The sequence below is a fragment of the Bradyrhizobium septentrionale genome (assembly GCF_011516645.4).
GTDB lineage: Bacteria > Pseudomonadota > Alphaproteobacteria > Rhizobiales > Xanthobacteraceae > Bradyrhizobium > Bradyrhizobium septentrionale.
This window is the reverse complement of sequence record NZ_CP088284.1, coordinates 274,534-286,094: the sequence shown is the minus strand read 5'-3', so window position 1 is coordinate 286,094 and position 11,561 is coordinate 274,534. Positions and strand designations below refer to the sequence as shown.

Genomic DNA, 11,561 nt, shown 5'->3' with positions numbered 1-11,561 from the left:
GCCGCGATGGCCATAAACGTCTTTGACAGTTTTCTGAAGGAGTTCGAGCAGCCGATCACGACGTTCGTGTCGACCTCGGTATCGAATCTTGCCTCCTACATTGATGGTCCTCTTCGCACGGCCGTGATGCTCTATGTCATCCTCTACGGCTTTGCGGTGATGCGGGGCGCAATCTCCGAGCCAATCATGGAGTTTGCCTGGCGGGCAATGCGGATCGTAGTCGTGGTGCTGCTAGCGACCAACTCAAGCGCGTTTCAGCAATACGTCACGGGGCTGTTCTTTGATTCCTTGCCGAAGGAGATTGGCAATGCGTTGGCTGGTGCTGGACTGAATACCAATTCGGGGGTTCCGTTAGATCAGCTTCTGACCAAAGGAATTGACGTAGCAAATAGGATCTACAAACAGGCCGGACTGACCAACATCGCGCCAGCGCTGATTGCCGCCATTCTTCTGGTCTTTGTCGCGGTTGGTTCCTTCTTACAATTTGCCATCCTGCTCTATGCCAAAGTTGGTCTGGGCGTCGTGATCGCGCTTGGGCCGCTCTTCATTGCGCTTGGACTATTTGAGGCCACGCGCCCGTTCACGGAGGCCTGGCTTCGGCAGGTCGCGAATTTCGTGATCCTGCTGGTGCTGGTGGTCGCTCTGGTCGGGCTGATGTTGACCACCGTCAGCGGCTTCATCGACAGGTTCGCTGCAAACGCCGGCACGGCCGGCGAGATGGTGGTAGCTGCGGTCGCCATCAGCGCGGTGCTCGGTCTGTCCGGATACATCGCGCTTCAACTGCCGGTCATCGCAGGCGGCCTCGCCGGGGGTGGCGCTTCGCTCGCAAGCCGGCTGGTCACGAGCCCAATGATTGCCAACGCGACGGCCGCAGCCGGCGGCGCTTATGCCGGCGCGCGCTGGTCAGCCAGCCGGGGTCTCGCCGCACTAAGAGCGAGCCGGCAGGGCGGCAGTATGCAGCGCACCCGATCGCAGGGGACCGCCGCGACGTAGACAATCATCGCCGGCAACAGGCGACAACGACAAACAGGGGCATCAGAACGATGTGGCGTCGACTATTCATCATCTGCCTAATCGCAGTTCAGCTTGGCGGCTGCGCGAGCTGGTCAAAGGGACCGCCATCATGTGATGGCCAGGCTCGGCGGCCGCTCAATCGTTCGCTGTGGGATTGGGAGACGGGTACGCCATTGGCGACGCCGGAGCCGCCTATTCCGCCGTCCGCACCGGCACCAGACATCCGCAAGGGTGAGATCGCCCCGGCAGCGCCCTCCACGCAACTGGCTGCATCAGACCACCAGGCCGCCATTGCAGCCTCTTACCGCGCTTGCGGCAAGGAGGCATGAGATGGTCGGGCACGATGAGCTGAAAGCCTATTTCGACAATGCGCGTCGATGGGAGCAGGATCTGTTGCTGGCGGCCCATCGCTCGCGCAGAACGGCATGGGTGATTGCCGCGGGCGCCTGCGCATTGGCGATCGCCTCGCTCAGTGCGGTCGCGGCACTGGCGCCGCTAAAGACGGTCGAGCCGTTCGTGATCCGGGTCGACAATGCCACCGGCATTGTGGACACCGTCTCCGCCCTCAGTTCGACGCCGGCGCGTTATGACGAAGCCGTCACCAAGTATTTTCTTGGACGTTACGTTCGGGCGCGTGAAGGTTACAGCTACCCGGAGGCAGAAGCCAATTTTCGGACGATTTCGCTGCTCTCGGGGCAGGGCGAACAGGCCCGCTTCGCGGCATGGTACCGCGGCTCCAATCCCGAAAGCCCCCAGGCCGTTCAGGGCCGTTTCGGGGTCGCCACAGTACGGATCAAGGCGATCTCGCTCCTGGCCGACAATGTGGCCTCTGTGCGTTTCATGAAGGAGAGCCGCAAGGGCGAGGAAACCCGCATCACCCACTGGATCTCCACCCTGACGTTTTCCTATGCCAACGCGCCAATGTCCTCCGCCGACCGTCTCATCAACCCCCTCGGCTTTCTGGTCTCGGAATATCGCGCCGATCCGGAGGTCGTGCCATGAAGTCTTTCGTTCTCTTGATGACCTTTGTCCTGGGATTCGCGGAGCCGGCTTTTGCGTTGCAACAGCCGTCACCCGGACAACATGATGCGCGCGTGCGAACCGTGACCTACGATCCAGCCAACGTGGTCCGGGTCAACGGCGTGATTCGGGCATCGACCCAGGTTCTGTTCGCCGATGATGAGGAGGTTGCGCATGTCGCGATCGGCGATGCGATTGCATGGGAGGTCGCACCGGCAGGCTCAATCCTGTTCCTCAAGCCGCGGGAAAAACATCCACCAACCAACCTGCAGGTCGTCACCACGCGCCCCGATGGCCGCAAGCGGTCTTATCAATTCGAATTATCGATCGCCGAGACGACACTGGCGGACAGTTACTTCGTCGTCCGCTTCGCCTATCCCGGCGACGAGATAGAGCGCCGGCGCGCTGAGGCGGCCGCCCGCGGCGCCGAGAGGGAAGGCGCGCTGATCGAGCAGACCTTCGATCTCCACCATGCTTATGGTGCGCGCAACTGGCGCTTTTCAGCGCAGGGCTCAGTCGACCTCGAGCCCGAAGCCGTTTTCGACGACGGCAAAGAGACCACGTTCCGCTTTGCGGGCAACCGCGAAATCCCCGCGATCTATCTGATCAACTCCGACGGCTCGGAAAGCCTGGTGCCCAAGGATGTCCGCGGCGAGCTCGTGGTTGTTCACGCCACGGCCCGGGAATTTCAGCTGCGCAAAGGCGACACCGTGCTCTGCATTTTCAACGAGGCCTTCGATCCCGTGGGGATTAACCCGGGCACCAATACCACAAGCCCCTCGATCGAGCGGCGGCCGAAGAAATCAATACCAACCCCAAGGCCACGATAGGCGAGCGCGACATGACCGAACATCACGATGAGACGATCGCCGGCGACCGAGGCATTACGCCGGTGGGAGGAGGGGACAATGGTCGAGCGGCAATGCTCAAACGCGGCTTCGGCGCGCTGGCGCTCACCGCGTTTGCCGCTCTGATCATTTGGGGCACCTGGAAAGGTGATAAGCCGGTCAGCGATTCCGCCCGCAAGCTGGTGATCCGCCAGGCGGCGGCGTTCGAGCCCATCCCGGAAGCGCCAGCCGCACCGATCGCCACAGCCTCGATTGGAACCGCGCCGGTCGCAGCCACGCCAGCCGCCCCCGCGCCCGCTTCCGACCAGCTTCTGGAAAGTGCCCGGCGCGCACCAGTGCTGGCCTATAACCGACCGATCTCGGCGGGGCGCGCAGCCCACGACAGCGTAACCGGAAGTGTCGTTACCGATCCCTATGGGTTCGGGCGGGGCGAGCCACGCAACGACCTCGCCGACAAGCTGAGGCCAACGCCGATCGAGGGCGTGCGCGCGGCGCGGCTGCCTAACCGCAATCTGCTGGTCACGCAAGGCACCTCGATCCCATGCGTGCTGGAGACGGCGATGTCCTCGGACGTGGCCGGTTTCGTCTCCTGCGTCGTGGTGCGCGACGTGATGTCGGATTCGGGCAACGTGGTGCTGATGGAAAAGGGCACGCAAGTGGTTGGTGAATATCGTGGCAACGTGCGACGCGGCTCAAAACGCCTGTTCGTGCTGTGGACCCGCGCCAAGACACCGACTGGCGTCATTGCGGCATTGGCCTCGCCGGCCACCGATGCGCTGGGCCGCGCCGGCTTCGACGGCGACATCGACACTCACTTCTTTGAACGGTTCGGTTCGGCGCTCCTGCTGTCGATTGTCAATGATGCCTCCTCGATCGGGCGTCAGCAGCTGCAGGACAGCTCCATCCAGATCAACAACACCACCGGCGCTACTAACACCGCCGCGGCAATCGCCGTTCGAGCAGTCGATCAACATTCCACCGACGCTCAACAAAAACCAGGGCGAACTGGTCAATATCTTTGTCGCCCGCGATGTCGATTTCTCCTCCGTCTATCAATTGCGGCGGGTCGATACCCGCACGCAGATATTGGACCGCACCGTTCCCGGAGGCCTCGTGGCCCCGGCCGTGGTGACAAAGTGAGCGCCGTACACTCCATCGAACGGGATGGCAGCCGGCTCGTGCTGGCGCGCTATCTGGAGCCGCTGGCTCCATTTCTGGCAGACAAATCCCTGACCGAAATCGTCGTCAACCGTCCCGGCGAGATTTTCGTGGAAGGTGCTGGCGGCTGGACCCGGCACGAAGCGCCAGCGCTGACACATGCCTACCTCTCACACCTGGCGACCGCGGCCGCCGGTCACACCCGTCAGGACATCGGACCGGAGCATCCGGTGGTGTCGACCACGCTGATTGGCGAGGAGCGCTGTCAAATCGTCGTCCCCCCTGCTGTGCCGGCCGGCACGGTCAGTCTCACAATCCGCAAACCGTCGTGTTTGACGATGACACTGGCTGCCTTTGAGCGGGCAAAGCTGTTCGACGAGGTCCGCATCGCCAATGACGAACTCGCCGCGGATGAGCATCGGCTTCTGACTCTGAAAGAAGCCGGCGCCTGGCGCGACTTCCTCCAGCTTGCCGTCGAAACTCGCCGCAACGTCATCATTTCCGGGGCAACTGGCTCGGGAAAGACCACGCTATCCAAGGCGTTGATCGCGGCGATCCCCGCGCACGAGCGGCTCATCACCATTGAGGACACCGCCGAGCTTGTCATCCCGCATCAGAATTGCGTGCGGCTGATCTATGCCAAGGACGGGCAGGGCGTTGCTAAAATTGGACCGCGCGAGCTCCTCGAGTCCTGCCTGCGGATGCGGCCGGATCGCATTCTGTTGCAGGAGCTGCGCGATGGAACCGCATTCTTCTATCTGAGGAATGTGAATTCCGGCCATCCAGGATCGATCACAACGGTTCATGCCGATAGCGCCCGGCTCGCCTTCGAGCAGCTGACGTTGTTGGTCAAGGAAAGCGCGGAAGGCCGCGACCTTCATCGCGACGATATCCGCTCGCTGCTGCTGCTTCTCGTCGACGTCGTCATCCAGATGCAGAAGCGGGACGGCCGCTACCGCATTTCGGAGATTTATTATGACCCCGTTCGCAAACGCGACCAGAACAATTAGGGCCGCGCAGGGCCTGGCAGTCGCGCTCGCGGGCTGCGCGCTGTTCCTGCTGGTCGCCTCGAACGTTCTGCTGCTGGGGCTCCGGCTTCACGATGGAGGACTGCATTGGTCGGAGATAGCGACGGGCTGGCCGCGTTACGGCGCTGACACACGTTTCGACCGCTGGCTGACTCTGTCGACTCTCACCGGGGTGGTTGTGGTCTTTGGCCTGCTCGGCGCACTCTTCCGGCACCGTCCTCTCCCGCTTTACGGCAGCGCGCGTTTCGCGTCCGAGCGAGAGATCAAGGCCGCTGGCCTGCGATCCAAGGAAGGCGTGCTACTCGGCCGTAAGGACGGTGCACTGCTCTGCTTCGGCGGGTCGGAACACGTCCTGGTCTACGCTCCGACCAGGGCGGGGAAGGGTGTCGGCTATGTCATTCCAAACCTATTGAATTGGCCAGATTCGGTGGTCGTTCTCGATGTAAAGAAGGAAAACTGGGATCGGTCTGCGGGATTTCGCGCAGCTCACGGGCAGGAGGTCTACTTGTTCGATCCGCTCGAGGAGAACGGTCGCACCGCGCGCTACAATCCGCTTGGTTATGTGCGCGGCGATCCCGCGGATCTCTATGACGATCTGCAACGCATCGCGGTGATGCTGTTTCCGGCCGAAAGCCGAGGCGATCCGTTCTGGTTCGAGGCGGCCCGCTCGGCCTTTGTGGCGATCGGCGGCTATGTCGCGGAAACGCCGGGCTTGCCATTGACGATCGGAGAAATCCTGCACCAGCTGTCCGCTGCCCCCGACCTCAAGACACATTTCGACAAAATTGTCGCTGCGCGCAAGTCCGGCCCTTCGCCACTGTCGCGGAATTGCATCACGGCCTTGAACGACTTCCTCGCGGCTTCTGAAAACACCATGAACTCCGTGCGCAAGACCGTCACGGCGAGGCTCGGGCTTTGGCTCAACCCGCGCATCGATGCCGCCACATCGACCAACGATTTCGATCTGCGGCAGCTGCGGCAAAAACCGATGTCGATCTATCTCGGCGTGACCCCTGACAATCTCGACCGCATGGCGCCGCTTCTGAACTTGTTCTTTCAGCAGGTGGTCGATCTCAATACCCGCGAGCTGCCGGAACAAAATCCCAAACTCAATCGCAAGGTGCTGCTGCTGCTCGATGAATTTCCGGCGCTGGGCAATGTCAACGTACTCGCGAAATCCGTCGCGTTCATCGCCGGTTACGGCATCCGCCTCCTGACCGTGGTCCAGAGTCCGGCCCAGCTACGCTCGATTTACGGGGTCGACGCTGCCCGCAATTTCATGACCAACCATGCCGTCGAGGTGGTGTTCGCGCCGAAAGAACAGGACGTAGCAAATGAGCTTTCCGAACGCATCGGGTACGACACCGTGAAAGCGCGGAGCCGCAGCGGGCCAAAAGGGCTCGCGATGCGCTCGACCAGCGAGACGGTCTCTGAACAACGGCGCGCCCTGATGCTGCCGCAGGAGCTGAAGCTTCTTCCAAGATCCAAGGCCTTCATCCTCGGCACAGGCCTTCCCCCGGTCGTCGCCGACAAGATCGTCTATTACGAAGACAAGGCGTTCCTCACACGCCTGCTACCCGCACCGGTCCAGCAGCTGCCGGGCGGCCGCTCGACCGCGCTGCTTGACGCCGAGATCAAGGAGCTGCGCTCCGAGGTTGCGGAGCTACGCGCGGTATTTCGGTCCCGCCCGTTGACTGACGAAGAGGTAGCCGACCCCTCCACAATTCCAACCAATGCCAGCTTTGATTTCGGGGACGTGGACGTCGACCTCGAAGGACTCTCTGAGGACGACCTGAAAGCCTGGGTCCAGAACTACATCGACGCCCAAGCCGTCCCGCCGGCGCGACGGTCCAGCCGCAAGCAGAACGGACGACAGCATGAACGACACGCGTGACCACAGCGGGGATTTCAGCCTGGAGCGGCAACGTCGCGCGGGGCGCGCTTTCACCCGAGGCAAGGGGGACGCCGAGTCCACAGCAACAGCCCCCAACACGCCTTCATCCGCGGAGGTCACGGAAGTTGCGTTTCCGGACCGCATCCGTCGGAAATATTACGTGGTGGCCAGTGAACCCCAAAAGGATGGATCCGACCGCGAAGCCCGGCTCTATGCCGATGAGCGGAAAGAGTACCTCGCGTTCAAGGCCACTGACGATCGCCTGGTCACCCGCATAGCTGCCGCAGAAGTGATCCGGGACATGGTCAGCGTGGCACAATATCGCCACTGGGAGGCACTTCACGTCCGTGGTTCTGTCGAGTTCCGACGCGAGGCCTGGCTCGAGGCTGGCGCGCGCGGGATGGATGTCAAAGGCTATCAGCCAAGCGAGCCTGATCGCCAGGCGCTCGCTGACCGGCGAGTCGCATGGGATCGAGCCCGGGCCCGGGCCAACGATGCAGAGGCTCGCTCCGCCTCCGACAGGCCGCTGCAGGCGGATAGGCTCGATTACGACAAGGGCGTTTCCGGACGTCTTATGGAGGTCGGCTATGGCCCCTACCGCAACCGCGCCGACGCCGAGCCATCAACCTATGTAGCCATTGAACTGGATGATGGCCGGCGACATCAGGTGTGGGGCGTCGGGCTTGAAACGAACGTCGCAAATAGCGGCGGCAGGCCTGGCGACCGCATCTCTTTGCGCAGGGATGGCGTCGAACCCGTCATCAGGGCAATCAAATCCATAGACGCCGCCACAGGACTCGCTAGCATTGAGCGGCGGCAGATGTGGCGCAACAGGTGGAGTGTGACGGTGGAGGCACGCCGTGCAGACCGACCGGCGGCCGCGCATGATTCCGACCTGCTCGCTGCCCAATCCCAGATCGCCGTCATCAACAAGCTTATCGAACGCGCTCTGCCGAACGATGAGAATGCTCGCCAGAACATTATGGCTTTCGCCAGGGAGCGCATCGCCCAGCATCTTGAGAACGGGCATTCGTTTTCGCGGGCAGCAGTCATGGAACCGGTTCGAGATCGTCATCCATCGGAACGAGATAAGGAGATCCGAATAGCTCAGACTGGTGAACGCGCGACAGAGCGTGAGCGTCAGCGCTGAATGCACGAGGTCCATCAATGGGCCGCATTGGGCTTTTGGGAAAGTAACCCCGCCCGAAGACAATCCAAAAATCAGCGTGTTTCTGATTTACCATGCTGGCTGGATTGGACGCCAGCATGGCCAGCATGGATAGGCAAGCCTTATTCTCTGGATCTCCGTGCGTGTCGTGGCCGCCATCGAGCGCGGGATGTCGCGCAATCGTGCCGCCAAGCAGTTTGGGGTGGCGATCAGTACTGCCATCGGCTGGATGCAGCGGGTCGAGGAGAGCGGCAGCGTTGAGCCTGGCCAGATGGGCGGTCACAAGCCGAAGGCGGTTTCGGGAGACCACGCAGTCTGGCTGTCGCAGCGGATCAGGGACGGCGATTTCACCAAACGCAGTCTCTTGCCGAGCTTGCCGGTCGCGACCTGAAGATCGACTATCGGTGTGGGACTTCGTGCATGCCGAGAAGCTCAGCTTCAAAAAAGCGTGGCGGCTGGCGAACGCGATCGCCCCGAGGTAGCTCGCCGACGAGCCCAATGGGCAAAGTACCAACGTCGCGTCGCCGGCTCGCTCGTTTTGCTGAGCAAGACCTTGCGAACCTGGTGAACGGTTTCAGCAAGCGGCAAGATGCAGACACACGCTCTGATCGAGAGGACGTTGATCTGGAGCGATTCGGCCCGAAGGGCGGTCAACTACAAGAATTTGCAGCTTACGGAAGCCGCTATTCGGCTTAGAATTCGATCTGTATCGTGGTGGAACTCTATCGCGGTGACGGGCTCTTTGCGGCCGCATCGGAGCGGCTCCAATCATCGAAAGTCTCGCGTGATGCCAAGCTTCGTTTTCAGTTCCAAATTGAAAGGACGGCCCAGCCAGATCCACACAAGGCATGCGCGCTTTATGACGTTGGGGGTGAGCCTGTAATTAAAGAGAAGGGCAAGCAGGGTCAACCGCAGTTGGAGATCGCGCCGTACCCCAGTTCACTGCGCGGCCGGAGGCTCGAGCCCGCAAGCCAGGCATTGGTCAAGTTTCACGAACGATTGGCTGCGAGGCTCGATTCCGAGATTGCCTTGGCGCCAGTGGAGCAAGACCTGCTGGACTTCCTCAATGGTATCAGGCTGTCGCCATCGATGATGGCGCAGGCCTGTCGGCAGAATGCGACCATGCGCGCGCCCCTCGGCCTGGACACGGTGGGGCGTGCCCCACCGCCGATCCCCGACGCGCTGTCGTTCGCGCTTTATTGCAACGCGCTGCTGAGTATATGCGCCCCGGAGGCAGACCAGATGAATACCCAACCCACCCGTTCAGCTCACCGCGAATTTCTCCATTTCCACTCGCGAGCAGTCGCCGCACCCGGCGCAGGGGCTATTTTCGTACAAGTGCGTTAGCATTGCTGGCCGGCAGCGAAAACGCTCGCTTGGCCTGCTCAGCGATTTTGTCACCAATGAACTGCCGCACCGCATTGCGGAGATTAGATGCAGTGAACAACCAAACGACGCGGTCAGGACCCTTGGCCGCCCGCGTTGAAGGCCGGGGATTGGGCGAAGGCGCTTTCGGCCGTCGAAGAGGCTGTCGCCGTGATGCCGGACGACCTCCATTTCCGCATGCTCCATGCGGATCTGTTGCTTCATAAACTGCGCGGCTTGCAGTCCGGCTTGCCGGCCCTGCGGCAATTTGTTCGGGACGCGATCGACAAAAAATCCGAGCTATGGATGGAAGGGGAGCTGCGCCAACTCTTCAGTTTGGCGAATGATAACTCCCACTTCCCGCCTGCCGAGCGCCTTGGGATGGGCAAGGATGTTGTCCGAACTGCTCGGCCCTTATAGCACGACAACCGGTGAGCAACCAGCCGAGCGAGATATGTCGTTTTGGCGTTATCTTTGCACGCTCACTTTGGCCGGAGAACAAAAAGCTGGAGTCCCTTTGGGTTCCGAACCACGCACTTCATCGTAAGCCGGCAAATCAACCGTCGCCACGCTGTCTTTTCGCGACAGGTCCCGCTCGGACTTCCCCTCAAGCTGAACCGGGATGAACGCCGGGCGTGAGGACGGCGGCAGCGACCTGGTCGCGCTGTGCTTCTTGATCCACTTCCGAAGGAGGTTCGCGTTGACCCCATGTTCGAGTGCAAGCCTCGATACCGAAACCCCAGGCTCAAGGCAGGCCGCGACAAGACGCTCTTTCGATGCCGCCTCGTAGCGCCGGCGACCGTTCCGGCCGACAAGCCTGACCCGCAGTTTCTGATCATCGTCGCTCATCACAAGGTGTCCACCTATTTTGGTGGACACCTCATGCATCAGGACTCTCAAAAGCAAAAGGTGCGGAGAAATTCGCGCTTACCGTCGAGCGGCTGTGGCGCAGCGTCAAGTACGAGGAGGTTTATCTGCGGGCCTACGAGAACGTCAGCGAAGCTCGTACCTCGATCGGCCGATACCTCGACTTCTACAATTGCCGCCGTCCACATTCGAGCCTTGACGGCGGCACACCGGATCAAGCCTACTTCACCTCGCTGCCGCTCCGTACGGCAGCCTAAACCCCGGCAGAGGCTCCACTTATTGATGCGGAGATTCTGTTCAGACAATCGGGACCGGCTCAATCGTTGCAACGGTATGATCGTCATCGCCTGCCAGGCGATTGACACAGGTCCTTACCAAGAAATGCGTTCCAACCTCTTGGGCGGCGCAAAACAATTCATAAATATCGGCCTCACGATCACCGGTATGGATGCACTGCGGTGGCTTCTCGAAAAGCTCGGTGGATTGTTTGAGGTTCTCCAACCACCGAATGCTCTCCTTGGTTTCAATGGGGATCCGTGTCAGGTTGACCTCGCGCCTGAGCGCAGCGACCCCTCTGAATTTCTTTCTGGTCCAGAACTTCACAGCGCTGAGCCCCAGTGGAAGCCCCTCGAGGGTCACCGCAAGGCTCGAATGCATCAATATTCCGCATGTCGTGTACGTTTGGGGGTTCCCGTCCAATCTTCGAGAGTTGCTTTTGGGGATGCGCTTAATCATCCCGATCAGATCCGGGCGCTCCCTTTGATAGCTGAATTCGGTCGCATCATGCAGGACAAGAACAGGCCCCTTCGCAGCCGCGATACGTTCCCGTGTCGCTTTAAAATGACCAGGACAGGATATCGGCCTCGCCTACTCGTTCATTGGAGAAGAAACGATAGGCCGCCTTGGTATTCGCCCAGTCTTGGCAAACCATCGGGATGCTCTGTCCGATGTCTCCACCAATCTGCTTCAGCAGCATACGAAATCTCTCGCCAAGTCGAGCGTCCTGGAATTCGCAAAGCGCAGCTTCACGGTCAAACCAAGTCACAACGTCAGACGCCAACCGATGCGCCTTCTCATCCCGGGCGCGTGAAGTCAGTCCCATAGAGCACCTCTTCTCGAATCAGGTGCCCATCAAAGAATTACAAGCGATTCTGGCGACTCAAGTTTTTCGGCTCAGCGCACCTCAAAAGATGTGGGTA

10 protein-coding genes and 3 pseudogenes are annotated in these 11,561 nt (G+C 61.0%); 11 read left to right on the top strand and 2 right to left on the bottom strand.

Annotation, left to right across the window (positions count from 1 at the left end):
- The first annotated feature begins 6 nt into the window (after nucleotides 1–6).
- The 10 genes and pseudogenes from HAP48_RS01140 (at nucleotide 7) to HAP48_RS01095 (ending at nucleotide 9,915) form a co-directional block, all read left to right on the top strand.
- The gene (locus HAP48_RS01140; protein ID WP_166217512.1) at nucleotides 7–993 is read left to right on the top strand and encodes a TrbL/VirB6 family protein; all 987 of its coding nucleotides are present in this window, start codon (nucleotides 7–9) and stop codon (nucleotides 991–993) included.
- A gap of 351 nt (nucleotides 994–1,344) precedes the next feature.
- Nucleotides 1,345–2,016 carry a VirB8 family type IV secretion system protein gene (locus HAP48_RS01135; protein ID WP_166217509.1) on the top strand — a complete coding sequence of 224 codons (672 nt, stop codon included), beginning with the start codon at nucleotides 1,345–1,347 and terminating at the stop codon, nucleotides 2,014–2,016.
- Nucleotides 2,013–2,864: a P-type conjugative transfer protein VirB9 gene (gene virB9, locus HAP48_RS01130; RefSeq protein WP_166217506.1), complete on the top strand. Its 852-nt coding sequence runs from the start codon at nucleotides 2,013–2,015 to the stop codon at nucleotides 2,862–2,864. Before HAP48_RS01135 ends, virB9 begins: the two co-directional genes overlap by 4 nt.
- Before the next feature lie 11 nt (nucleotides 2,865–2,875).
- Nucleotides 2,876–4,022: pseudogene (gene virB10, locus HAP48_RS50380) on the top strand (type IV secretion system protein VirB10).
- Nucleotides 4,019–5,050: a P-type DNA transfer ATPase VirB11 gene (virB11, locus tag HAP48_RS01120; RefSeq protein WP_166217503.1), complete on the top strand. Its 1,032-nt coding sequence runs from the start codon at nucleotides 4,019–4,021 to the stop codon at nucleotides 5,048–5,050. Before virB10 ends, virB11 begins: the two are co-directional and overlap by 4 nt.
- Nucleotides 5,016–6,962 carry a type IV secretory system conjugative DNA transfer family protein gene (locus HAP48_RS01115; RefSeq protein WP_166217499.1) on the top strand — a complete coding sequence of 649 codons (1,947 nt, stop codon included), beginning with the start codon at nucleotides 5,016–5,018 and terminating at the stop codon, nucleotides 6,960–6,962. The genes virB11 and HAP48_RS01115 overlap by 35 nt, the downstream gene beginning before the upstream one ends.
- Entirely contained in the window at nucleotides 6,946–8,112 is a 1,167-nt protein-coding gene (locus HAP48_RS01110; RefSeq protein WP_166217494.1) for an LPD7 domain-containing protein, read from the top strand. The genes HAP48_RS01115 and HAP48_RS01110 overlap by 17 nt, the downstream gene beginning before the upstream one ends.
- Nucleotides 8,113–8,278: 166 nt before the next feature.
- Entirely contained in the window at nucleotides 8,279–8,521 is a 243-nt protein-coding gene (locus HAP48_RS50605; RefSeq protein WP_173644000.1) for a transposase, read from the top strand.
- Between the two features lie 320 nt (nucleotides 8,522–8,841).
- A complete protein-coding gene (locus HAP48_RS01100) occupies nucleotides 8,842–9,477 on the top strand; it encodes a hypothetical protein (RefSeq protein WP_166217488.1) in 636 nt (211 codons plus the stop codon).
- A 135-nt stretch (nucleotides 9,478–9,612) separates the two neighbouring features.
- Entirely contained in the window at nucleotides 9,613–9,915 is a 303-nt protein-coding gene (locus tag HAP48_RS01095; protein ID WP_175612444.1) for a hypothetical protein, read from the top strand.
- A 48-nt stretch (nucleotides 9,916–9,963) separates the two neighbouring features.
- Here the strand turns inward: HAP48_RS01095 and tnpA are convergent, their stop codons facing one another.
- Entirely contained in the window at nucleotides 9,964–10,344 is a 381-nt protein-coding gene (gene tnpA, locus HAP48_RS01090) for an IS66-like element accessory protein TnpA (RefSeq protein ID WP_166217485.1), read from the bottom strand.
- Between the two features lie 80 nt (nucleotides 10,345–10,424).
- On the opposite strand from tnpA, the pseudogene HAP48_RS01085 reads away from it, so the two are divergent.
- Nucleotides 10,425–10,619 (top strand): annotated as a pseudogene (locus HAP48_RS01085) (integrase core domain-containing protein); the annotation flags it as partial.
- A gap of 67 nt (nucleotides 10,620–10,686) precedes the next feature.
- Here HAP48_RS01085 and HAP48_RS50600 read toward each other — a convergent pair.
- A pseudogene (locus HAP48_RS50600) lies at nucleotides 10,687–11,464 on the bottom strand (IS4/Tn5 family transposase DNA-binding protein); the annotation flags it as partial.
- Between the last annotated feature and the right edge of the window lie 97 nt (nucleotides 11,465–11,561).